The organism is Paraglaciecola sp. MB-3u-78 (assembly GCF_002835935.1).
GTDB lineage: Bacteria > Pseudomonadota > Gammaproteobacteria > Enterobacterales > Alteromonadaceae > Paraglaciecola.
The window spans coordinates 1-25072 of the sequence record NZ_PJCF01000014.1; the positions used below are offsets into that span (position 1 = coordinate 1).

General features: G+C 40.9%; 18 protein-coding genes. 8 read left to right on the forward strand and 10 right to left on the reverse strand.

Annotated elements, in window-relative coordinates:
• A partial coding sequence (locus CXF95_RS25060) for an Ig-like domain-containing protein (protein WP_198556700.1) occupies nt 1-3618 on the reverse strand: 3618 nt, incomplete at its 3' end.
• Between the two features lie 41 nt (nt 3619-3659).
• Between CXF95_RS25060 and CXF95_RS25065 the strand changes: the two genes are divergently transcribed.
• Nucleotides 3660-3935, forward strand: a complete 276-nt coding sequence (locus CXF95_RS25065) for a hypothetical protein (protein ID WP_101201232.1) — start codon at nt 3660-3662, stop codon at nt 3933-3935.
• Here the strand turns inward: CXF95_RS25065 and CXF95_RS25070 are convergent.
• The 3 genes from CXF95_RS25070 to CXF95_RS25080 form a co-directional block, all read right to left on the reverse strand.
• Nucleotides 3932-5116: a hypothetical protein gene (locus tag CXF95_RS25070; protein ID WP_101201233.1), complete on the reverse strand. Its 1185-nt coding sequence runs from the start codon at nt 5114-5116 to the stop codon at nt 3932-3934. The two genes, CXF95_RS25065 and CXF95_RS25070, sit on opposite strands and share 4 nt — an antisense overlap.
• 24 nt (nt 5117-5140) lie before the next feature.
• On the reverse strand, nt 5141-8797 hold the full coding sequence (locus tag CXF95_RS25075) for a MopE-related protein (protein WP_198556701.1): 3657 nt from the start codon (nt 8795-8797) through the stop codon (nt 5141-5143).
• A gap of 380 nt (nt 8798-9177) precedes the next feature.
• Complete coding sequence (locus tag CXF95_RS25080; RefSeq protein ID WP_101201235.1) at nt 9178-9744, reverse strand: PEP-CTERM sorting domain-containing protein; 567 nt, start codon at nt 9742-9744, stop codon at nt 9178-9180.
• A gap of 948 nt (nt 9745-10692) precedes the next feature.
• Here CXF95_RS25080 and CXF95_RS29735 point away from each other — a divergent pair.
• A complete protein-coding gene (locus tag CXF95_RS29735) occupies nt 10693-10869 on the forward strand; it encodes a hypothetical protein (protein ID WP_157828239.1) in 177 nt (58 codons plus the stop codon).
• Nucleotides 10870-11288: 419 nt separating this feature from the next.
• A complete protein-coding gene (locus CXF95_RS25085; RefSeq protein WP_101197715.1) occupies nt 11289-12926 on the forward strand; it encodes an IS1634 family transposase in 1638 nt (545 codons plus the stop codon).
• A gap of 106 nt (nt 12927-13032) precedes the next feature.
• On the opposite strand, the gene CXF95_RS25090 is transcribed toward CXF95_RS25085, so the two are convergent.
• From CXF95_RS25090 to CXF95_RS25105, 4 genes are all read right to left on the reverse strand, one after another.
• Nucleotides 13033-13341 (reverse strand): hypothetical protein, encoded by a 309-nt coding sequence (locus tag CXF95_RS25090; RefSeq protein WP_101201236.1) that lies wholly within the window; start codon nt 13339-13341, stop codon nt 13033-13035.
• Nucleotides 13342-13909: 568 nt separating this feature from the next.
• Complete coding sequence (locus CXF95_RS25095) at nt 13910-14377, reverse strand: hypothetical protein (RefSeq protein WP_101201237.1); 468 nt, start codon at nt 14375-14377, stop codon at nt 13910-13912.
• 100 nt (nt 14378-14477) lie between these two features.
• Nucleotides 14478-14840, reverse strand: a complete 363-nt coding sequence (locus CXF95_RS25100; RefSeq protein ID WP_101201238.1) for a hypothetical protein — start codon at nt 14838-14840, stop codon at nt 14478-14480.
• Nucleotides 14841-14939: 99 nt separating this feature from the next.
• Nucleotides 14940-15458: a hypothetical protein gene (locus CXF95_RS25105; protein WP_101201239.1), complete on the reverse strand. Its 519-nt coding sequence runs from the start codon at nt 15456-15458 to the stop codon at nt 14940-14942.
• 723 nt (nt 15459-16181) lie between these two features.
• On the opposite strand from CXF95_RS25105, the gene CXF95_RS25110 reads away from it, so the two are divergent.
• The 3 genes from CXF95_RS25110 (at nt 16182) to CXF95_RS30935 (ending at nt 19408) form a co-directional block, all read left to right on the forward strand.
• Nucleotides 16182-18026: a hypothetical protein gene (locus tag CXF95_RS25110; RefSeq protein WP_101201240.1), complete on the forward strand. Its 1845-nt coding sequence runs from the start codon at nt 16182-16184 to the stop codon at nt 18024-18026.
• A gap of 573 nt (nt 18027-18599) precedes the next feature.
• Nucleotides 18600-18938 (forward strand): MerR family transcriptional regulator, encoded by a 339-nt coding sequence (locus CXF95_RS30930; RefSeq protein WP_232788036.1) that lies wholly within the window; start codon nt 18600-18602, stop codon nt 18936-18938.
• Entirely contained in the window at nt 18935-19408 is a 474-nt protein-coding gene (locus tag CXF95_RS30935) for a hypothetical protein (protein WP_232788037.1), read from the forward strand. The genes CXF95_RS30930 and CXF95_RS30935 overlap by 4 nt, the downstream gene beginning before the upstream one ends.
• Before the next feature lie 330 nt (nt 19409-19738).
• Here CXF95_RS30935 and CXF95_RS25120 read toward each other — a convergent pair whose 3' ends face one another.
• The gene (locus tag CXF95_RS25120; protein ID WP_101201241.1) at nt 19739-20575 is read right to left on the reverse strand and encodes an SDR family NAD(P)-dependent oxidoreductase; all 837 of its coding nucleotides are present in this window, start codon (nt 20573-20575) and stop codon (nt 19739-19741) included.
• 72 nt (nt 20576-20647) lie between these two features.
• Nucleotides 20648-21112 (reverse strand): GNAT family N-acetyltransferase, encoded by a 465-nt coding sequence (locus CXF95_RS25125; protein ID WP_101201242.1) that lies wholly within the window; start codon nt 21110-21112, stop codon nt 20648-20650.
• A 1275-nt stretch (nt 21113-22387) separates the two neighbouring features.
• Here CXF95_RS25125 and CXF95_RS25130 point away from each other — a divergent pair.
• Both CXF95_RS25130 and CXF95_RS25135 read left to right on the forward strand, forming a co-directional pair.
• Nucleotides 22388-23965 carry an ArdC family protein gene (locus CXF95_RS25130; RefSeq protein ID WP_101201243.1) on the forward strand — a complete coding sequence of 526 codons (1578 nt, stop codon included), beginning with the start codon at nt 22388-22390 and terminating at the stop codon, nt 23963-23965.
• Nucleotides 23966-24054: 89 nt separating this feature from the next.
• A complete protein-coding gene (locus CXF95_RS25135; protein ID WP_369809347.1) occupies nt 24055-25032 on the forward strand; it encodes a DUF3560 domain-containing protein in 978 nt (325 codons plus the stop codon).
• Nucleotides 25033-25072 lie beyond the last annotated feature (40 nt).

The following is a 25072-nucleotide window of genomic DNA, read 5'->3' on the forward strand; positions in this document are numbered from 1 at the left end:
AGTCACCTCAAAAACAGCATCTCGCGGTATGTTTGTCGCACCATTGGGTATGTTGCGGGAAATTAGTGTGCCTGCAGTAGTATCAGCCCCGCCAGCGCTTGTGAAGTCTAAGAAAATAGCGCTTGGGGTTAAATTTCCAGCCAGATCTTCAATGGAGTCTATTTGTAATTGATAGCGCGTATTAGCCTGCAACGGACTGCCAGGTTGCAGAGTGACGGTCATTCGGTTGCTACTAAGTGAACGGTTTACAAATACAAGATCACCAAGATTGTCTACCAGATGAATATTTTGCATCGACAAGGGATTGATCGATTCTGAAAAATTAACCTTAAGACTTACATTGGTAGGAACGTTGTCTTGTTCATCAAATATAGTGGTATGACTTATCTGTGGTGCCTGCGTGTCCGGGGTGAACCCAGTAGTGAAATATTTGACAGTGGCAGGCAAGGTATTACCGAACAAGTCTTTTATGCCGGAGGTCAGGTACATATAATACTGCCTGCCCACCAATAACTGAGTATTTGGCACGAAAGTCAAAGACGATTTGTCGTCAGCTAAAATAATGACGCCATCAACTCTTTGGTTTATCAAAGTATCTTGCACATAGAAGCTAGTGGGTGAAACCGTATCAGGATCGATCGGTTCAGATAACAGTGCAATAGGCTGGGAATTTAGCGGCACATTGGTGGCGTTGGCTACCGGATTCGAATCTATTACAGCCGGGCGTAACGTATCTACGAAGTTCCCAGTTTTAAAACTGGCCTCAAAATCAACGATTGGGTTGCCTGCGTCGTCTCTAACCCCACTAATTTGTATGGTATGGGTGGTGAAGTCTGGCAACAGACTATCCGGAGTAAATAACAATTCGGTATTGTTAGAGACCAGTCTCAGGGTTCCGGGTATTTCGAAAGTGCCGCCAGAGTCAGCTAACAAAATCAGCGATCTTTCGTTAACCGATTTACTTCGCAGCGGCTCACTGAAGATTACACTGACCGAGGTATTTTCCGGAATGTCTTCGCTTCCAGAAACCGGATCGGTTGTGAGTACCGTAGGAGGGGTTATATCCGGGTTGGTAGGGTCAGTCCCTGCGTCTACCTCAGCCTTATCTTCTATGCCGTCACTATCAGTATCTTTGACTAGTGGATTGGAGCCAATAGCCACTTCCTCTCCATCATTTAAACCATCTTCATCCGTATCGGCGAGTAAGGGATCGGTCGCATAACGGTCAGCCTCCTCACCGTCGCCTAAACCATCCCCATCGGTGTCGGGTTCTACCCTGAGGGTCACTAAAGCTTGCGATGAATTGTTGCCTAAATCAACGGCACTAGCGCTAAGTTCGACAGTATCTGCAGCGCCGGTTACCGTTACCGGTACTTCGTATGGGGCGGTGGTGTCTGAAAATATCAGGGTACCGTCCAACATAAAGTTGACCACCCGAACCGCAATGTCGTCGGTGGCAGTGGCACGAGCAATAAAACGCCGGCCTTCAACTACTAATGCATTATCCAGTGGGTAATCAATCGCTACTTGTGGTGCTATGCCTTGATTGTCATTGATCAGGCGATACTGGGAGATATATAAGCGGTTACTGCCGGTGGAATAAACATAGCTTGAATCCAGTGACAGCCCGGTTGCGTCCCTATCACCAAATTGACGGATATCTATCGCACCCTGGTAGATCGGTTGTTCACGGTCTGACAGGTTAACAAAGGGTACGGCGTTGACGAACAGAATGTCCGAGAAAAAGGCAAAGCCATTGGTTAGCTCTACATCACTAGGATAAAAATTCGCCTGACCCCCAACTAAAACAGGCACCATAGGGTCGGTAATGTTAACGACTTTGTAACCACTGGTGTAAGCCGCAAGGTAGGCATACTCACCATCAGTTACCACCGCACGAATATTACCAATGTTGATACTGCCCAGGCGGACCGGAGAGTTAATATCGGATATGTCATAGACATATAAGGTCGTACTTGATGCCATCACCAGACGGTCAGAGCTAACATCAACCCCTACAATACTGCCAATACCTTCAATAAGAGCAGTACTAATAGGCTTGGTAGCATCATTGACATCTATAATTTCAACACCACTACTTTGGGTTGCGACAAAGGCATAACCATTTTGTATGGCCAAATCAACGGCACTGCCCCCTGTATCTATGTTTGACAGAAGGACGGGGAGCATAGGATCACTGACATCAACCAAGTCTAGGCCGGCAGTACCGACTGCCACATAGGCTGTGTGACCTTGTACTTTGACATCCAGCGCGCCTGCAGTGGTGTTAAAGCTTGAGGCAATAGTTGGATTTTCTTTGTCGTTTGTATCAACTATGTGCAGGCCGCCACTTGAGGCAGCTATGTATACGTAATCACCTTGCACATCAGTGTCCACACCGGTTCCGCTGAAGGTTATACTAGAAATGCCTTTAGGCTCAAAGGTCTCAACTGTCACGGGGACTTGTGTTGAGCGTCCATTATTTTCAACTGTGACGACGGCAGAGCCCTCCTGTCCACCGAATATTTCGCCCGGAGTAGCCCCAAAACTAACAATGGTTAAATCGCTGGAGGAGTATGTAGTATCAGCTGAGCTAGTTAGAACTAATTCAGAACCATCTACTAGGGTTCCAGTAATGTTTAGTTGGGTACTTACTTCGTTATCTATACCATTAAACGTCAGGACAACATTGGCGGGTGAAGAACTAAGTGAAACTAACGCTGCAGTATAATTAGCATCATTTATGTCGTCAGGATCTGAGCCAACCAACACTTCAATTCCGTCGGATAACCCATCACCATCAGTATCTGCCAGAAGTGGATTAGAGATAAATCCATCTGTACCCGCTATCACCTCCTCGCCGTCTTTAATGCCGTCGCCATCAGTGTCGGCGACATTGGGGTTCGTTCCCAGATTAAATTCTGCAATGGTGGATAAACCGTCTTTATCCTGATCTTCTAATGCATCTATAGGATCATTGGGATTTAAGCCGTTTTGGGTCTCATATTCATCTGGTAAACCATCACCATCGAGATCACCGGCGGTAGTAACCATAAAAACTCTGGACGTTAAGGCTCCGTCCAGACGAGCAATAATAAGTGCAGTGCCATTACCTGTGGCAGTGACTAAACCATTACTAGAGACTGTTGCTACAGCTGAGCTGGTAACGGAATAATTAATGCCTGATGTCGCATTAGTAACGTCTACAGTACTGTCATCACTCAAAGTGGCGGTGAGTATTAACTGAAAGTCAGCACCCATGCTGTTTAACAAAACGGGGGTGGTATTAGCAAAATCAATGGATTTAGGGGGGGGGTTGGTTACGTCAAAATGAAAGTCACCGACGTAGGTAATACCGTTTTCACTGATCCGGAAAAAATCGGTCTGACCTGAACTTGTCACTCCCGTTGCAGGGTCGATACAGGTGACACGCGCTCGAATGTTGCCTTGATTGGAAGGGATGTTAGGTAACGACCAACCGCCATCAGCAGACACCTGGATGGTGCGATTGAGTACATTAACGATGCAGTTCTCATTTAGCTGCGAAATAGCGTTGAAAGAAATAACTGACAATACTGCGAAAGTTAATAACGACCTAATGATCAATTGTGTTAGCATATTCAGCCACCATCCATTAAAAACGTATTGGATTTAAGTTAGTGAAATTTAAATTTTTTAAATATTACAAATTAACTTCAATTTATATTTTTCTATGTGTGCTCGCTTTTCTTTATATTCCAATATCTAGTATGTTAAGCGGCGGACAAATAGAACTAGCCGGTATTTTAATATTTGCTCTAGGATTACCTTGGAGCTTATTAAGTACATTTTTATTCACCTTGTCTGGTGTATCTTCAGCATGGTTATTTGCTATTACATTTATTGTTAGCTGTGCTATCAACGCATTAATTTTATATAAAAAAGAATCAAATTAATTTTCATCAAAACGTAATATTCTTATCACTTCTTTCTGCGTTCTACCCGCTAAAACAAAAGCACTATAAGCAATAAAAAACTTATTTCCTTGAGAACTAAAACGCACATCTTTAACAATTTCAAGCTCTGTTGTATCTGTGGGATTTCGTGAATAAGTCCAAACAGAATTTCCAGAATTATCTATTTTTGAAATCCAAAGTCCTCTATCCTTAACCCCAGCAAGAACATATCCACCATCTTCAGAAGTAAGAACATCAAGCCTAGGCGAAAAATATTTTTCCGTAAATATTACTCTTGACCACTCGGGTTTCAATTTCAACTTAGATGGTTTCACCAATGAAATAACGTGCTCTTGATTAATAACTTCATCTATAAGTAAAGCGAAACTCTGGTTTTTGTTCTTAACCATACTCTGTGGTTTTCCACTAAAAAACTCTTGATCAATAATTTCACCTTTATCCGTCACTCTTGCCAGCCATACTCTCGATTTATCACCTTCAATAATTTCTCCAAACAATAATAAATCTCCACTGGATTCTTCTACAAAGTCTATGATGTTTAGTTGTTTATCTAATATGTCAGCAGAAGAAAATTTAAACACTTGTGTTCCATCATCTTTAACAAAAAACGGTTGCAGTCCTTTATTTGCAAAAAATAAAATATTATTAGAGCTATCTAAAACAACACTACTTATATCCAATGGTTTATTTGACAGCGTTTTCACTTTAACAGGATTGCTTTTGGTATCTTTCTTCGAAAACTCGAAAACCTTGGTATTCCCTTTATTTGTAATTAAGGGTAGGTAAAGCCTTTCTTGATCTGAAAAAATATTATTAGCAAATTGAGGAGCAGAGGTATCCAGTCCTTCCTCTTCAACATTTTGTGCCTCATTAAATATTTGTCTCTCAAAAATCACGTTTCCATTTAAATCTAAACCTGTCCAATTAATCGTCTTTTTAGCTTTATTTTTAATCTCTGAATCAACACTCCAAATCAAGTCGACACCGTTATTGGTCACATTGAACGAATGTAGATTTTTACCTTCAGCCATTTCACCTAAAGAATTCTGAAAAACCAGTCCTGGTAAAGAATTAACATTAGAGGCTGCATAAAATGAGAGTACATTGAACAATAACAATGCAGTTACTTTAGTAAATTTTATTAGTTTTAGATTTTTCATATTCTCAACTTATCGCTCTTGGGGTTACGGACAGCATTGACAATACTGTTCTTGACGCTCTTTATATGCGGCAAAGAATCCTGCAGCTCTCAATACACCATAATATGAACTGGAATATGTTGAGCAATCTGAGCGTTGTAGAAAATAAGATGTACACTCCAAAATACCTAGTCCGCTGGGACATGTTGCTGGATAGGCAGCACTGCAGGTGTTATCCATTCGTGTTTTCATGCCGTCATCACACACTTTTCTAGATGTAGATAAATCGGTTCCTGGTGCGGCACAGGTTTGATAACAAATATCATGTTGATTGCACGCCAATGGCCCAGCTAAACCTGCATTAGCAATTGTACCTAACGGTTGCCCAAAATCTGTGGGGCTAATGTTTAATAAACCATAAGGATATGGGATGTTATTCATTGGGTTGTCTTTATCGCCGACTGGCGCGCTACAACCGTCAACTTCATGTGGGAGACTTCCATGCTGTGTTCGCTGCGGGCACATATTCTCAAGTGGCCCATCAGATATATTTCCAACCGTCTGTCCAAATTTATCCAACTTTCCCCCTTCAAAACAACATGATTGGGTATCTGCAGGATTACTGCCGTCAGGCGCCTCTTCAACGTTTCCTGCGTTACAAGTTTTACAATCCTCATCCTGTGGAATGTCGCTATCATCATTAATTTGCACAACGTTCCCGCCTTGGCATTCTGGGGACTTACAATCTCCCTCAACATCCTGCTCTTGAGCCCTCGGGTCGCCATCAGCAACAACACAGTTACAATCGCCGTCGCAGTCCTGACAAGTTGGGCAGTTATGAGCACAACCTGCGCCGCCAGGCTGACTGCCACAATGCCAACCCGCTTTGATTACCCCAACACCAGGGTTTGATGTAACTAAGGTTGCATCATTGCTGACGGTGCCTAAACCAATAGATACAAACTCTTCAAGATCGTGGTCATAGGAATACATTTCCACCTGCTCACCAGGTGGGAAGCCATCCATATTGGGTAATGTCAGCCTAGCTGGGGGATCAAACCGGGTATTCGTTGGTTGAATAGTCACAATAAATTGTGGTTGCATACCATTGGGCGGTGCCATGGGCACTTTGTTCGCGTTTACCTGAGTGACTGACAACAAACCTTCTTTACTGCCATCCGGAAAGGTAACTGAACCTTTGGCTACTTCTAACTTGAAGCCCGGATATTTATCTAGGGTTAACTCCACATCTTCTACCCCTACATTCACTGCGTTTTGTGTATTTAACTTCACCATGTAAATAGGTGACCGTAGTGGGTTGTCTACGCCTGGAATGGTAACAAGATTAAATGATAGTGATGGGAATTCCCCAAGTTCGGGAGCCGCAGTTGAGCCGTCGGCAATTAAATGCACCGGCCCGACTGGGGCCTGAGTTATTTGAAATTGACCTTGTGTATCGGTTTGATCTTCCCTGTTGCTTCCATCTATACGAATAGTTACTCCTGGAATGGGCTGGTCTTGATTGTCTAACACTACACCACTGATAAGGGTGTCACCTGGATGAGCAGCGACAAAACCAGTTGCACTAAAACCGGCCGTTAGCAAGGCACCAGGTGCTGCGTCTAGCAATTTCGCGGTGATCCGTTGTGCACTAATCCCTGTCAGGTAACCAAGTGTCAGTTCAGTGGTTGCCCGTCCATCACTATCTGTCGTGGTTTCATAGATTTTACTGGCATTTTGCAGCAAACCTTCACCTTTGGTAACCGTAAATTCGACCCTGGCACCAGCCACGACATTTGCGCCGTCATCGGTTATTGCCACCACTAACGGTTCGGCTAATACTTGACCAACAGCACCACGTTGATTATTACCTGAGTTTATGCTGATTTTATTTCCTGATTTTCCTGTGCCACTGGCGTTGAATATCAATTCATCGTCATAACCTACAACTTGGGCTCGAATTTTATGATTGGCCACACCAACCCGGGAGCCCAGCAAAAACGTAGTTTCTGCGTTGCCCTGGGCATTTGTATCAACTGCCACAGCTCTGCCTTCCTCAGCTGATCCTGCTCCAACTAAGCCTGAACCCTGTGTTACTCTGAAAACCACAGCTTGATTGGCGACAGGGGCTAAGTTGTCATCCAGTACTTGTATCGCCAAGGGGGTTGGCAATACCGTATTGATGGTGGCACTCTGATTTTGTCCATCTACCAATAAAAGTCGTCTACCCTGAGGAGCTGAATAGTTCACCTTGATGGAAGTACTACCTACATTGCCAACCTGATCTGAACCGGTCGCGGTGATGGTGTTTTCACCCTCACTCAGAGGCACTTCCATGACGGCATAACTGCGGTTGGATATCGAAGCCGAAATGCCATTTACGCTCACATTGGCCTGAGTTTGCTCTATCGTCCCTCTAACTATGTCGTTAATAAGGCCGGTTATGGTTATCTTATCTGAAAAAACTTCCTGACCATCTTTATGGGACTCAATAGTCACAAAAGGTGGGGTTTGATCGAGCGAAATTGAAATGCTATCAGTGACCTGCTGAGAATTTTTACTGCCTCTGGCGAGAATAGTATTGAGACCTTCTTCAAGGGCTACATCTACAGAAAATTGACCTCCACTGTGTACAACCTCAACGCCGTTGACGGTTAAAATAACCGCATCATCATCTACCGTACCGTCAACTTGAATGGGGGTTGCACCAACCGTAGCTAGAGATTGGGGTGAGATAATTTTAACTGAAAAGACAGGTGCAAGTAGTGTATCTGCACCATTACAATCTTCATCAATGCCGTTGTTGGGGATGTCGGTGGCGCCGGGATAGATATCGGCATTGTTATCATCACAGTCACCGGCCTCAACCGTTACGCCGTCTTCGTCCTGGTCGGTTTCTCCTAGCGGTGTTACCAGATCTTCCCCATCACAATCCTCATCAATGCCATTATCGGCTATTTCTTGGGCGTTTGGATTGATCGCTGCGTTGTTGTCATTACAGTCACCACCATTCGGGGTAAAGCCATCTTGGTCTTGGTCAGCGTCCCCCGGCGGTGTAACCAGATCTTCCCCATCACAATCCTCATCAATGCCGTTATCGGCTATTTCTTGGGCGTTTGGATTGATCGCTGCGTTGTTGTCATTACAGTCACCACCATTCGGGGTAAAGCCATCTTGGTCTTGGTCAGCGTCCCCCGGCGGTGTAACCAGATCTTCCCCATCACAATCCTCATCAATGCCGTTATCGGCTATCTCTTGGGAGTTTGGATTGATTGCTGGGTTGTTATCATCACAGTCACCAGCTTCGAGTGTTACCCCGTCATTGTCATTGTCGGTACCTGTGACCTCGTCGAAATTAAAGGCATAATTAAGGGCTGCTGGGTCATAGGGTATTCTGCGGTCGTGCCTGAAAATCAATCTGTTGTTACTTGCGCCTGACTCGCCAGCGGACAAGTTCGCAAAGGTTATATTACCATTGACAATGGTGGTGGGTGCCAGTGAACTGGTCACACTTAAGGAAATGTTTTCTGCGTTAAGGCCTTCGTTGGTAATGTTAACGATATACTCAAATTCGCTAACATACCGACTAACCCGTTTGGAACTAAGCTGCGTCAGATCCTCGACCAGCATGTCTGCAAGTACGGGATGCACAAAGAACGTAAAAAATGCCGACAATAATAATAGTATTTTTCCAATACGCATCTTACTCTTCCCAAGCATTTATCGTTTAGTGATCATCATTTATTTAAAGGCAGCTTTTCCAATACATGTTTGAACGAGTCAGATATCAAAAGCTAATATATGAAAATCATTATTTTGATGAAAAATAAATAACATTAAGCACAGACTACATATTGCCTAATTTCTCGATTTTCTATTTGTTGGAGGCCAAGAAGGTCGGCTTCCGGAAGTTACGTAGATATGTTTTTGGCCCTACAGCGAACAGCTGGGACGACAAGCTCTAATTAGATACTGCTAACATTCCTTAAAACTCTTACTGCAAACAAAATTCATCTTCAATTACTTTTTTATTATATTAATTGTTAGTTATAGACGACGCCAATCAAAACGTCATATTTTTATTAAGTGGTCGTATTATTACTGTAGACCACTTGTCTTTTTATTAACAACAGTCCAATAAGTATCATTGCCAGTGATGCTGGCTCTGGCACACTAGAAAGCGTGCTACCTGACGCCAATACAGCAAATGTTGAAGGATTATATACCTCGAACGCCTGCGCTACAGGCCCGCTGTTTGAGCCCAACCAGTCAAATTGTACTGAGAACCCACCGAGACTACCTCCCAGAGAGATAGGAGAAGCAAGAGCCAAAGAATCAAACAATCCGTCATCGGGAAGACCGGTGTCTGGTTGAATAACGAGACTATCCCAGACCGCGGGGGATGCCACCACAGCCAAATTTTCCGTTGTATTATAATCAAAGAAAATCGCAAATTCTTCAATGCCCGCGGCTATATCATCGTTAAATATGGTGTAATCATATTGGTAGGTATTGCCATTAACGAGATTTAATTCGTATTCAATATACACAGCGTTCGCTGAATAACTGACCGATAAAAGTGTTAACAATAAAAGCCTACGAATAATAGAGTGTGCAGTTTTAGAGTGTGCAGTTTTGCGAATAAACATATCTTCATTTCCCTTTGTTAATATATATTTCGTTACAGTATTGCTCAAGATTTGTACATGCGCAAATTAATTCATAAAACATGCTACCCCAGTAAAAATAAGACCTGTAGGGATTATTCCTCTCAAGAGTTTTGCTGAAATATTGTTAAAGGTGTATTTATGTAAAATAACGTGACACATAATTTTCCTGTCTATGGGAATGAAAATTCACTCTAAAGGAGAGTGAAAAGTAAAAGCTCGATTTTTCATAAGTTTAAATAATGATTGTTAAATAAAGGAGGGTAAAAAAACAGACAGGGGATAAAAATAAAACTGAAATAGGACTTTTAGTGGTTTGCAACTATAAATTTAGTAAAGCAGTTATTTATTCTTTGCTGATGTTCTTAAAAAATTCAGCTGGCTAGCATATTGGGAATTGATACAGAGTCAGGATGAACAAGACATATCTATATTTAATATGGTTTTTAACCTTATTCTTGTTCCTAGGGGTAGGGTGGTCAACTTATAATCACCAGCAGCAGAGTTTGCAAATACCTCCCTATCTTTCGCTCACTAAGAACAGTGTTGAGCATGCTTCGTTAAACTTGGTTTTTAAGGAAAATTCATTGAAATGGGCTTAGTTGCCCAGGACCGCCGCTAATGGCACATTTGAGTCGTTTAGTATGCAATGTTAAGCACGAAAACTAAGCCCTTGAGAACCCTAGTATATCCCTAGCTTCAACAGCCGTATTATCGCCAATCAAAGCCCTTGCAGATGGCAACTTTACGGTAACCTTCAAAGCTCTGGTGGTTTTAAGTAATGTTGTGGTTGAGCGAAGCCCCTTAAAGGGCTTAGGATGGCAACTGAACTAAAGTAAACCAATCAGTGCGCCTAGTAATTCAAGGCACTTTTTAAAAATCTGTTCTACAATAAATATTCATTTGATTGATAACAGGGAAGTTATAGTTATGAGCAACATCGGAATTGAAGTCTTGAAAATTGCATTAGATGACGCAGTTGAAAAACAGCGGCTTATCGATGAAGAACTAAAGGAGTTACCAGAAAAAGTAAAGGTTCGCAAACTCGTTACAGAGCAGACCCACCTTCTTGAAGAAGTACTGACCCTTTTAAATCGCATTTTTTAATACAAGCAGCCTAAAGCACCTCAGAATTGATTACAGAAGCACCCGCCATACTAACAATAGCTAACATCAAGCAGCCGAGTATTTGTTAATGTTGACGACGGTCAATATTTGGTTGCTTATAAGGCTTTCATATTTGACGAATAAATAGCCGCACCGTAGATTAGATGCTCAATCTATTTCTAATCAAAATGAAAATTATGTCACAGTATTGCCCACCTCCCGTGTTAGTGAAAACTTGGCTTATGTTAATTGATTTACGTTCTTCTGATGAAGCTAGAGCCCATGGCAAAAGAATGATTGATGTGAACTTTGGCAGCTGACATTGATCAGACCAAATTGAATAATTTCTATTTATAATATTTCCCACAAGATCGCGGGTTTAGTACAATATCACCTCAACTTTTGAGGGTGAAATCACAATGAAAATCAAACGGTTAGACCACCATGGCATTGTTGCTGGCGTTATCGACGACTTAAACATGGTGCCTTTGTTAGATAAGCATTTGCCGCAAGATGATCTTCAAGAAATTAGCCCGGGCGAGGCGATAAAGGGCATGATAATGAATGGCCTGGGGTTTTGTAATCGCCCTTTGACGCTTAGCCCTCAGTTTTTTGCCAATCTCCCGATGGAGCATCTATTTCGTGAAGGCGTTGAGGCATCTCACTTTAATCGCCATAAACTAGGCCGAACACTGGACCAATGTTATGACTTTGGTTGTGAAAGTCTGTTTTCCTTGGTATCGCATCAGGCCTGCGAAATAGAGGCTGTAGATTGCCAGTTTAAATCCCTTGATACCACAAGTCATTCGTTAACCGGCGAGTATGCGCATGATGAGGAAGGCTGTGACGAGCATGTTATCAGAATTACACACGGTCATAGCAAAGCGCATCGCCCTGATTTAAAACAAGTTGTACAAGAAATGATTGTCAGTCAAGACGGAGGAATACCCTTGGCCGTTAAAAATTGGGATGGTAATAGCGCTGATACAAAAGTGTTTAAAGAGCGCGCTAAGGCGCTGGTCAAGATGGTGAAAACTGCGCCCAAGCCTAACTACTTGGTCGCTGACTGTAAGCTTTACCATAAAGACAATGCTGAGTTCTTATCGCAACTGACGTTTATTACGCTTATCCCGTCCACTATTAAACTAGAAAAAACACTCATTACAGAAGCCCTAACTGCGCAAGAATGGACGACTATTGATGACAACTACCAGTACACAGTGAATGAAGTAGAGCACATGGATATTAAACAGCGCTGGATAGTCGTCAATTCAAAAGCCGCAGGTGAGCGTGCAACAAAAACGATTGGCAGACAAGCCGACCGCGCCAAGGAAAAATTAGACAAAGAGTTATTTCATTTGCAAGCCCAGCGCTTCACTTGCAAAGAGGACGCACTGAAGTCGTTGGCCGCGCTTAACAAGCGACAAAAGTATCACCAACTGACTGAGCTTAACTGCATAGCACACAAGGTTTACGAGGGAAAAGGCCGACCTAAAAAAGATGCACCAGTCAAACAAATTGTATGGCAAACGAGCGCGGTGGTTGAGCTAAATGATAAAGCAATTCAACATGCTATTGAACAAAAATCATGCTTTATACTCGCCACAAATGCCGACGAAAAAGCGCTATCACCTGAGGGAATTCTGCATCATTACAAGGCGCAATCGGTGGTAGAAAGAGGGTTTAGATTCCTAAAAGACCCACTGTTTTTTGTGTCATCCTTGTTCATCAAAAAGCCTAGTCGTATCGACGCATTGTTAATGATCATGACCTTATCTTTATTGGTTTACTCAATCGCGCAACGACGCATGCGCGCGAGCATGAAAAAAGCCAATGAAACCATCCCAAACCAGATTAACATACCCTCTGCTACCCCCACACTGCGCTGGGTGTTTCAATGCTTCGAGGGTATCAACCTCGTTCAGCCTGAAGAAACCTATGATAAAACAAGCACTTACTTAGATGGATTCGATAAACTAAGGACAAAAATCATTAATTTGATTGGAGGCCATTCGCTGCATTTGTATAATATTCAAAAAAGTAGCGTGGGGGTCTGATCAATGTCAGTTGGCAGTGTTGATTTGGCGATCATTTATCTTGAGCAATCACACAGCGATAATACGCTGGTAAAAGTTGGTATGTGACACCGATTCACTCCATTCTTTACGGTTCGATGACCGTTACAGATACAGGCTGGTTTTCTGGCAGCTTTTCGACAATCAATTTTTGCTGTTCTGACTCGTCATTCACAGCATCAATAATACTTGGTCGTTCTTTAGAGGCTTTACTTTGAATTGGTTCAGCTCCCATCTCCCAATCCCCCTCAATTTCACCCATAAAAGACAGCGTTAACCGGTTTTTTGTCCTAGTGTTAACGACTCCTAACTCTCTGAGCAGGCAATTGATTAACTCCTGCTTATCAATAGTGTCCTGTAATGCGTATTTTTTACCTTTAACTCCGATGTTTGTCATCATCATTCCGTTCGATTAATCACTTGCCGGTTAAATTTTAGCCAGAAAATGAGAAACCGCAAACTTGATATTTTAAGCTGCTCTTTGTCGGTGACTCTTCCGCTTTACATTTGAAAGCAGACTAAAGCACTGAGCCTAGCGCCAGCAATATACAGGTGATTTAATGGGTCCTTCCTAGTCATATACCACAAGGGTAATTCGCAGCGCATGTTTCCATTTCTACACGACTAACAATAGTGAATTGACGATGACGACGATAACTTCCAGAGCGGCCATTGGGTGCAATGTTAAAGATTCTATTTCTTTACCGTTTAAATCGATTTACCGCCAAATATTCAACTGGTGTTGAATGGCAGTGGTTCGCTCGATTAAGTTAGTTACCATCAAACCGTGAATGGCCCTTAAGAGCGAATTGCGGACATAGGGGACATTCGGTTTATGATTGAGCTATAGCTCTAAATCAGACATTAACGCCCTGTTAACAGGCAAAAAATAGTTGGTTAAAATTAGCGACGAAGGAGCAAAAACCAACTGTTTTTTGTCCTTGTTTAACAGCTTGTTATGTGTTTTATTCACCAAGCCATTTTAGCTTTGCAGTTTTATATATTTTATTGAATTCAGCCTCAGTTATTTTTCCATTAGCTAAGTCATCTTCGGCAGCCCATATAACTCTGATGTATTCAAATTCTGTTGCTGCAAGAATATAACCTAATTTTCTTTCCGTTATTTTACCACTATGAAATTGGCTCATCGCTAACTTTTTATTCCACGACTGACCTTTTGGAGGATCTGGTAGTGTAAAGTCAATAGTGAGTAACCTTTCATCAGATATTGTGTAACCTTTAGCAATTGAATCTTTCGCGCATTCATACAACACATAATCAATAGAATCTTGTAGGCCATAGAAATGCCAATCAAAACCAGCATTACAACCACCTACAATTTTTCCTTCTTTATCACTAATATCAATGACTCTTTCAGCGCAACCTGAAAGAAAGCATAATATAATGATTGTTTTTAATATATTTCGATACATCGACTAACTCTTTTAAACACATAACGCTTAACATATGGGGATTTTAGGAGCGCTTTTTCAGCGAGTAAAATTCCCACCATTATGTTTTTGTTATGTACGTTTATATTAAGGCCCCATTTAATAGTAATGATGGCATGAAAAAGCTAAGCGCGAAGACTGTAGAGCCGGTGAATAATATTGCAGCAACACAAAAAGATGCTTGCACTGCAAACACCGCAGGCTTAGCTGATGCACTATGCCTATAAGCAATATGTGCGATTGTAACCATCTCTTTGAACGCACAATATTTTGCACTTAACCAAGTTAAAAATGGCGTAAAAGTAGCGATAACAAGAGCAAATGCTAATTCTATGCCCCCAAATTGAACTAAAAACGCGATTTCAGGCAAAAGCGCAGCTGCAACAATAAACGCAATACCAACAAAGGCTTTCTGAATATTTGTCAATTCATCCCAAGATTTCATTTTTGTCCCTTAAGTACATAACGCTTAACATATGGGGATTTTAGGAGCGCTTTTTCAGCGAGTAAAATTCCCACCATGATGTTTTTGTTAGCTACTTTTTTAGCCTCTAAATATTGAAAAATTAACTGCATTGATTTTCCAGCCATTCCCCGTATTTATAAGTTGCCAGTTCTCTTTTCCTGAATTACTTTTCCTATCGCCATCGTAGAATATGTAATCAAAATATATGGCTGCTATCTCGCCATCACAAACAATTTTTATATTAGATATTTCTTCTCTCTGCCCTTTAGGATTATCTATTATAGAATCTATAAATATTTCAGGGGTACTGTATCTATATTTAGCTGGCTCACGAAATTTATCCCCAATTTTCCGCTTTAACTCTATTCCTTCTTTTGAATTTGCCCACTTTAATTCGTTTTCATAATCACTTTTAGTGTGTACGCCAACCCAAGAAACCGTTCCGTCTACAAATAAATTCAAGAATTTGCTTTTGTCTTTGCTGATTATTGCACTCTCGAATGATTTTACTATTCCATTTAGATTTTGCTCATCGTTGCAAGCAATTGCAGTTTTTGAAAGTAACAATACAAACGTAATCAGTATAAATTTTTTCATAACATCTCCATGTTGATTAAAGTAGCTAACGCTTATTATCGAGCATGTCGTATATGTAACTTCTCGATTTGATTTTTATTTCCGTCACTTTCAGTGCTTACCTTTTGATTTTATTAAATGTTTTTCACTATCATGCCATCCAAACCGCAAAGCATTGCAAAAACAAAAGGAGCCTGACTTTAACGCGACTTTTTATGCTTCCTATTAAATACTATGCATAAAATATTTTCCATAATTAAATGAATGACTTAGCGTTTTTGAGAAAAAGAAAGTGAGACCAGTCAAAATTACATAATAGGAAGCGAAATAGGCATTATTTACTAAATCTCATTATACCTGAGCTTATATACAGTTGATTTAGAGACCGCTTTATGGAAAATTATTGCGATTACAAAATCAGTGGCGAATGACGGCTATTGGCACAAAGTACTAATTCAGGTGTAACGCTCGACCGACCGCTTTTAGGCTCACAGCTGACTGATTCAATGCTCTATTTTCCCAAGAAAGCGCACAGTGGAGCCACAAACCAATCATTTTCGAACATAGGGCGATAAATTCATCAAAGCATCAGTCACCATTTCAAAATGCATCGTTGCAAAAATGTTTATCGTCATTTACTTTGGTCAATCGAAACGCAAGCAATTTCTTTAAAAGCTATTTCTAAATCGTTAGTAATAGTCACGATATTTTTTAATTGATTTACCAATAACATGGAGTGTTTATATGCAAATAACTTTAAATTTTAAAAGGTACTGTTATACGGTACTCAGTTACTTGTTTGTTCTTTTTTTCATTAATCACTTTGCCCATGCTGGTGATTCAAATTCCCCAATTACGGGCCGTTGGGTACCAATCGAGCAGCCTAATGCAACAGGAAGTTCTAGAGCACTTTTGTCGACAAATGATGGATTATATGTAGGCACATCCTCAGGTCTTTATTTCTCATCTGATAATGGTAAATCATGGCAATTGATTACAGACCAGAGTATTGCAGTTCTCTCATTGATAGAAACACCTAACAAACAATTGATTATAGGTACCTATAGAAATGGGCTAATAAAAGTAACCCCCAATGAGCAGGACTGGCAACGAGTAGGTTTATCTGACGCCTTTTACATTTGGGACTTAATATCGATCGGGAATACCCTATTTGCTTCGTCAATCAGTCGAGAAGGAATTGCAGGCGTATACACAAGCAGAGATAATGGTTCGAGTTGGCAACCTACTGCATTAGCTGAATTAGAGGTATGGAGTTTATCTTCACCAAACAATCGGCACTTATATGCTGGTACAAATAACGGTTTGTATGTTTCAACAGATCTGGGCAAAACTTGGGCATTACGAAATGACGGCTTTGATGACGGAATAACGGTTTCACAAGTTAGTTTGGTGAACAACCATTTGCTTGCTTCTACTGGCACACTCCGTTCTCCGGGATCAGGAGTTTTCCGTTTTGACAAAAAATCTAATATATGGCAGAAATTCGGTACTGGATTACCCTCTTCAGTAACCGTTAATTCATTGGTTTTAAAAGACGAAATATTGATTGCAGCTACCGCTGCGTTCGATGGTGATAAAAGTGGTGTGTATATATCACAAGATTTTGGTGAAACGTGGTTTTCAACAAACTTTACCAGTACAGAGACTAACCACCTGCTACTCAATAATAAGAACGAATTATATATTGGGACTGAAGGAGCTGGTGTTTGGCATAGCAAAGACTTGAAAAATTGGACTTCTGTTAGCGCAGGGATTAGAAATTGGGATGTATTTTCCATATATGAAACAAATGGTCTAGATCTACTGGCTGCTACTTCAAATGGAATCTGGCGCTTGAAATCAAAAACCAATGTCTGGCTCGAACCAAATATTAAATTGGGTGCATCCGACTTTAAACAAACAAGTAATAATGGTCTTCTCAGCACAGCAGAGAGTAACCTTTTGATCAGCGAAAATCAGAACCAAAGCTGGCAAGAAGTCTCTTTAGACGGTCAATACCTTGTTAATTTGTTCGTTGACGGCAACCGCTGGTATGCTTTGGATTTACGTAAACCTGTAAAATACTCTGATGACAAAGGAAAAAATTGGCAAACGTTATCAATACCGGAAGGGCTAGCTGCACGTTCGATTATTAAAGCGAATAATGGTGACTTGTTGGTATCCACAAGAGAGGGAATTTATCGTTCTGATGATAATGGTAAAACTTGGAACCTCTCTCATGAAGACTTATATGTTTGGAATTTTGCAAAAATAGGAAATGGACATTTGCTTGCGAGTGTTACTGGAAGAGGAATGTTTCTTTCAAAGGACAATGGTCAGAGTTGGGAAGAAGCTAATAGTGGCTTTGGTGAGAAGCCTATCCGTTCTGCTTGGTCGATTGTGATGGTCAATAAAACTATCTATCTTGCTGCCTACAATCGTGGTTTTTTTCAATCAAAGAATAATGGCGCTTCTTGGGATTCGATGTCACAAGACTTAAAAGCCCCGATGGCATTGTCTCTATTTGCGACTAAAAGTGGTGTGGTTTATGGTGGTACGTCAGCCGGTATTTATAAATGGACAGAATAATTAATTTTATCTGAATTTTGCTATTAGTGATCGTTCACCGAACGGCTTACCAACAGTCGTTTATTGAACAAATTTCTAGTACATTTTTGAATCTCGACTGTCCGGTATTAGGCTCATTGCCGTCATTCATGTTTGAGTAATCGTATGATGATTCTTCACTCAATATAGTCAGATCGTTCGAATTCGCTTATGACCGCTTTAGGTCGATTTTTGCCAATCTGCTAACGACAAAAATTCCGACAAAGCGGTCATTAGCACTTAGAGTAATATTGGTGCATTTTGCTACTAAAACCCATCTTTAGGAACGTTCTCTATCCGTCGGCCATGTGCCAATACCCGCCAGTCAAGACTCTCTGCTTGACTTAGCGGTTCTAGCAGAAAGCAGACGTAGCTATTTTGTCAAATCACTCCCATTTTCAATACTAAATAGGCTCTATTGTTTTAACGAAAGATAACAATGAAATATAATAATTAGAAAACTAGTAAAGTTTAAATTAAAAGTGTTGACCCTTACCTAAGGTAATACTTCAGGATAATTATGTTAGTAATTGATAAGCATTGGTAATCAGTAAAATGAATGGCAGAGAAAAAAAATACAGCGTGGGACAGCTGAGTAAATTAAGTGGCATAAGTGTGCGTACTTTGCACTTCTACGACGAGAAAAATTTGCTCAAAGCCAAAAGGGATAGTAACGGCTATCGTTTTTACTCTAACTATGATGCTGCATTGTTGCAGCAAATCATTATCTATCGACAAATGGATATGCGTTTAGAGGATATTGCTTCCATCATTCATGCTGATAGCTTTGACTTGTTAAGTGCTTTGCAGAAACAGCAAGAGCTACTAATACAACGTCGTGAAAACACTGACAAAATGATTAAACGAATCAAGGTATCAAGGTATCAATTATGATGGTAAAGGGTGAAGAAAATCTAGATGTAATGTTAAAGGGATTACCACAAGTGAAAGTGGATGAATGGAAATCTGAAATAAAGCAGGACGAAAAAGGTGAAGAGATTTTCGAAGCTTACGGTAAAATATCAAATGATGAAATTCATGATATTAAACACGAGGCTGATGAGTGGACCGAGCATTATATGAAAGTTACCCACCTACCCGTACACGATGGAATAGTACAAGCCCTTATGAAAGATGCGTATGTCATGATGAATAGCATGTTCTACAAGACTATCGATGATTTTTGGGGCGCTAACTACGAGTTCATAAGAGCAGCAAATGCAGAAGCGAGAAAAGACAAAGTAGTCGTTGATATCTATGAGACGTATCAAAAAGGCATGGCAAAACACTATTTTGATGCCATGGATTATTTTACCGAAAATATCCTGAAAGATAATGAAGAAGAGTACGTTCACTTGAGGTAAAAAATTATTTTTATGTCATGGCTATGTTTGGGGGCGCCGCAACTGCGCCTCCATCTTTGCATGTATTAATAAAGAAGCAAATGGCAGTTAATTCCCCATAGAAATTTGAACGGCGTATGTCCCCTTTGGCAGTAAAATTGTTATAGAAGTCGTCACTGACTGTCTCCTGATCGCTCCAACCAGCTAGTCAATAATCGGGCAGTACGTTGCCAATTTTGGCAGTTCGCCATTAGCGTATTGAATGACTCAGGTTAGCAGAAAGACACGTTTAAGATTGTACATTTAACATGTGGCAAGCTGCATGTAGGTACTATTAGTCGTCCACTAATTCTAAATATCATCTGCGCTTATTGGCCTCGGCTGTTTACCATCTATGTCTCTAAATCCATAATATTCGCCTAAATCAGCGACAACCAGTTTTTTACCTGATTTTTTCATGATGCTTTTATCACAGGCGAGCGCGACAACTGCACGCCCAATAAACTGGGGCGATTCAGAATTCGATAAATCTATATGCTCAGCGGCTTTCATAACAGCTTCAGTACGAACAATACCGGGGTAAAGCGAAATAGCGGCAACATTGTATTTTCTCAACTCCTCGGCCATACATGCAATCATATGGTCGGTAGCGGCTTTAGCAGTGCCATAAGCAACGCCTTTATCATTGCGTTGTGCTGCAAAAAAAGAAGGGGTAATTATTAAACCTTGGTTTTTTACCAAAAGAGGAGCAGCAAGTCGACTTGCTATAAAGTGTGCCCTGATCCCTGATTGAAACATAGCGTCCCAGCGAGCGCTTGGTTGCGTCCAAAACTCGCCCTCGTTCCAAAACTCTGTGCCGTCTGTGAAATGTTCATATCCGCCCCAAACATTGTTAACTAAAATATTTAATCTATTATCGTTTTGGGTAATTGTGTCAAAGACAGATTCGACTTGAACATCGTCACGGTGGTCACATTGAATAGGGATACATTCACCGCCTACTTCTGTTATTTCCTTGGCTGTTTGATATATGGTACCTGGTAATTTTGAAGCTGACTCACCCTCATTTACTGTTCTGCCAGTGATATATACTTTAGCGCCAGCTTCCCCAAGAGACAAAGCAATGCCTTTTCCTATGCCCCTACTTGCACCAGTGACCAATGCGACGCTATTTATTAATGGTTTCATTTATTTCTCTAACCGCACGAAACTCAATGTGTAACAAGATTTCGGCATCCGATGCATAGAGATGTCGAATTATTAACATCCAACATCGTATTTACTAAGTGTTAATATTTCATCGCCATCGTTATTATAAGTATTGGTCGGTTGCCAACCTACACGTCTGTAGAAACCGTATGATCTAACGACTGGCGTTGCTGATGCGGCTAGGAATAACTCTTTATGACCTAAAGTGAATAGGTGATAGCTCGTAAGGGACAAAAGTTCTTTACCGATGCCAAGTGCTTCATAACCAGATAGAACTGCCAGCACCAGTATTTCTCCTGTAGCAGATTCACCAAAGCAAAACCCGATGACAATATCTTTATCTAAGGCGACAAAACCAATTATTTCAGAATCATCAATCAATGAAGACCATGACACAGCACTAACACCAATCGCGGCTAAATCGTTCTTGGTAAATTGATTGTCACTAGTAAGTCCTCTTACTTCAATACATCGATTGATATCTTTGTTTTTGGCTTTTCTGAATTCTATTTTCATATAGCTATTGGAAATGTTTTTATAACTTTACTGTAGATCAGCAATCCTTACTAATAGTGTTTTATGTCAGTTGGCTGACCGTCTGCTATATAGAGTGTACTTGCAATACGCCTTAGCCAAGACGAACGAATGTTGGTCGCTCATTGCCGTCAGTCACGTTTAATTAATCGTATGATGAATTTTCGCTCAATATAGTCTGATAGTTCGAATTCTCTTACGTCAGCTATAGGTCGATTTAAGCCTTTTCTAGACTAGAGCCTTATGTCGGCTTTTGGCACATGGCCGTCTGTCAGCTCGATCTGTGATTTTAATCATCAACGAAACATATTGTCGATGATAGCGACTGGCCGTTGTGATATAGATTACAAAAGGCCGCTGAAAGGTGTGACTAGTGTCGTGGCTCACGAACCTAGAGTTAAGAAAACCGCATTATTTTGCGGTTTTTATTTATAATTTAGGTAATTATTAATTAAGCTTAAATGGAACCTCAATGCTAGGTAGTACCAAAACGCCAACACTAATATCTTTGTAGGGCCATGTAAGTAAGTTCTTAGTTCTCAAAGAAAGTGAGTTAGTCAGTCGGCTATGTTTGTAAGTCCATTCTCACTTAAACTGCGTCCATTATTAATGATTGTGAATCAGGTATCAGCCATATTCGCAGTTAATGTGAGTCGGAAGGTGCGAATATAATCAAGTCGGCGCGATCAGGTTCGTTGCCCCTAAAACTATTTATACAATATTTGGCAGCATCAAGTAGTGGGCTAGGCCCACACATTGATCAATTCAATTCCTCACAATATGTGCCTAAAAGCTTATCCGAAATTAGCAAAACGGATTTGCAACTCGTTTGTACAACGTCCGGTAATCAACAACCGTAGGGCGTTAGTTTCTTAAATGTTAGTTTCTCAAGCCAGGAACCATGCCACCAATTGCAAGCAATGAAACCACGCAAAAAAGCCGCGCGTTTTCCCCCTTTGGGTTGGGTCAGGGCTAAAAAATCTAAGGGCTAAGAGCATTTATGAATTGATGTTCTGTGAAGTATTGAGGCTATTCTACCTTTGTTATTAATTTCCTTTTCTATCGCTTTTATCAGTGAGAGTCACCCAACCTACGATTAAATCAATTGTAAAGCTGCGCCGGTCAATCCCCCGTTCCCCACGATAAAGCCGTGGCGCGTGCGGCCTCTTTCCCGCAATGGATTTAATCGTAGGCCAGGTGAAAAAAATCACGAAGCGACAGAAGAGCAAAACAAATTATTAACAAAGGAAAACTATCATGCCTGCAACTACCTCACTAGAAACAAACATCCATTCAAAAACTAAAAGCAAATCTCTGCGAGGCGAAGCTCAAGTATCGCAATTTGTTAAAAGAAAAAAAGCACCTTCAGCAAAAACCAAAGCGGCAAAGTCTGAATTGATCCGTCGGAGTGTGTTAGCTAAACAAAAAATCAAGTTGGCAATGGATACAGCAAAAACACAAGACGAGTTACTAGCGGCGGCAAGCTTGCGCGTAAATGATATTTTAATCGCAGAACATAAAGAAACGGCAAACGCTGAATTGTTTATGACGTTTAACCAGTGGAAAGAAAAAGGTTATAGCGTTAACAAGGGCGAAACCTCATACAAAGTATGGTCGGCCCCGATCAAGGGCAAGCGTGAAATTGAAGTGACTGAAGTATCAACAGGCCAAGATAAAACCCTAGAGGAACAATATTCTATGTTCGCTATGGTTTCTTTATTTTGTGAACATCAAGTGAGTTTAATTGATAGCCCTAAAGACAAAATTAAGGCCGATGATTCTGGTTTATGTATCGGTGAAAAAGTAGAGACTGTTTTTAACTGTAGAGCGAATACAGCAAGCGGTAATTATGGCGATTATTTAGGTTATTTTGAAGGTGCAGACAGGGTTTTTAGTCATGGTTTTACCTTTGATATTTTCCGCAATGTTGAGATCGAAAGTGACTATTTTTTCAAAGTCGTCAATGTTGACACAGGCAAAACAGCCATCACAAAAGACACTGATGGTTTAGTTTTTGCGGTTAGAGAAGCAGCGCAGCCAGTTAAGCCAATAACCCACTATATGAGTTTGCCAAGCCAGCCTAAGCAGCAAGCCACAATCGAAACCAAAGCGCCGGTAAAAGTAGAAGCACCCGCGCCGGTTATTGATGTTTTATTAGCTGAAAAATTAGACGTTTTAGCAGAAAAACAACAAAAAAACATAGACGGTTTTTTTGCAGATCGTCAAACCAATACACCTAAGCGTTTAGCAGAAGCTAATCGAGCTAGGTGCCAGGGTGAGAAACTTCTAAGAACACAAAAGGCGCTTATTGCACTAGCGCAATGTCATAGAGTCGGCAACGTTCCCGATGTATTGAAAACCGTTAAAACAAAAAAAGCGGTGTTTGATTTGATGCCTGCCAAATCTGAGCTTGTTAATAACGGGTATCATACTTATTACAGAGATACCGGCGAACGTTTGCACGATAGCGCCGAAGCCATAGCAATTTGGGATTTGCTAACAGGTAAAAGCCCTGAAGAAAAAGCCAGCGATGCGTTAAAAGTTAAAATTGATGGTTTACAATTTACCCACATCGCCGGTTATTTCCCAACACCAAAGCCGGTTACTGATTTCATGTTAGAGCTAGCCCAGATTGAAGACAATCAAATCATTGCTGATACTAGCGCGGGGAGCGGTAACATATTGGACGCAGTCAAAGCGCATAACAGCACGTTAAGCCTTGAAGCGTATGAGGTTAATCATACACTTTGCGAGATATTAGCCGCCAAAACTATTCGGTTATTCAAGGTGATTCGTTACAGATTACTAACACTAAAGCCTACGATAGAATTTTAATTAACCCACCGTTTGAAAATCTAGCTGATATTGATCATGTTCAACATTCATATGATTTTTTAAAATCAAAGGGGCGCTTAGTCGCTGTTATGTCAGCGAGTCCATTTTTCAGAAAGGATAAAAAAGCGGTACAGTTTAGAGAGTGGTTAGTAGAGTTAAACGCAGAAATACACGATTTACCTGATAATTCTTTCAAGGGATCAGGTACAGGTGTTAACACCAAAATAATTGTTATAGACAAGCCCGACACCAACGAAGGTAACGACACAGACGAAAACCCGTTTGTTTGTGCAAACTTTGACGATAAGCAAGAGAGCCGCCGCGACCGTTTAGATGAACGGGCGGCGAATGCCAGCCAAAAAAGTACAGCACTTTGGGAACAAGGCCATAAAATGGCCGAGGTTATACCCTTTGGTCAACCGATTTTAATCGGTCATCATAGCGAAAAAAGTGATCGTAATTATCGCGCTAAATTTTGCGCTAAATTTGATAAGTCGATGGAAGAAAGCACAAAGGCCGGCCAACTTAGCGATAAGGCCACGAGCGTTGGCACTGGAGGGATTGCCAGCGATGACCCGCAAGCTATTAAAAAGTTGAGAGCAAAATTAATTGAGCTTGAAGCAACACAAACCCGCATGAAATCCGCTAACAAAGCAATCAAGCAAAACGATAATGAAGCACTTACACGCCTTGGGTTTAATGATAAAACCATTGAGGCGCTAAACACAGAAGACTTTGCAGGGCGTACCGGTTTTGCTAGTTATCAGTTAACCAATAATGGTGCAGAAATAAGACGGTTAAAAAAACGGATTGAAAGTATAGAAAATTTAAGAGATAGAGATCCAATTAATCATGAAAGCGACGAGCTAAAAGTATTTATCGAAGATGGTCGTATTCATTTTGATTTTAAAAATGGTAAGCCAGCCGAGGCAGTTAGGGCCAAAATTAAAAGTTATTCTTTCAAGTTTTCGCGTTACTCAGACACATGGGTAAGAAAAGTCACAGGCAGCGCTTTAAATATTACGCCTACAGTTATCAAAGAAATTGAAAGCACGCTCAAGGAATGAGCGCCGGAGGGCTATCGCGCCCTCAAAATCAATCTTATTT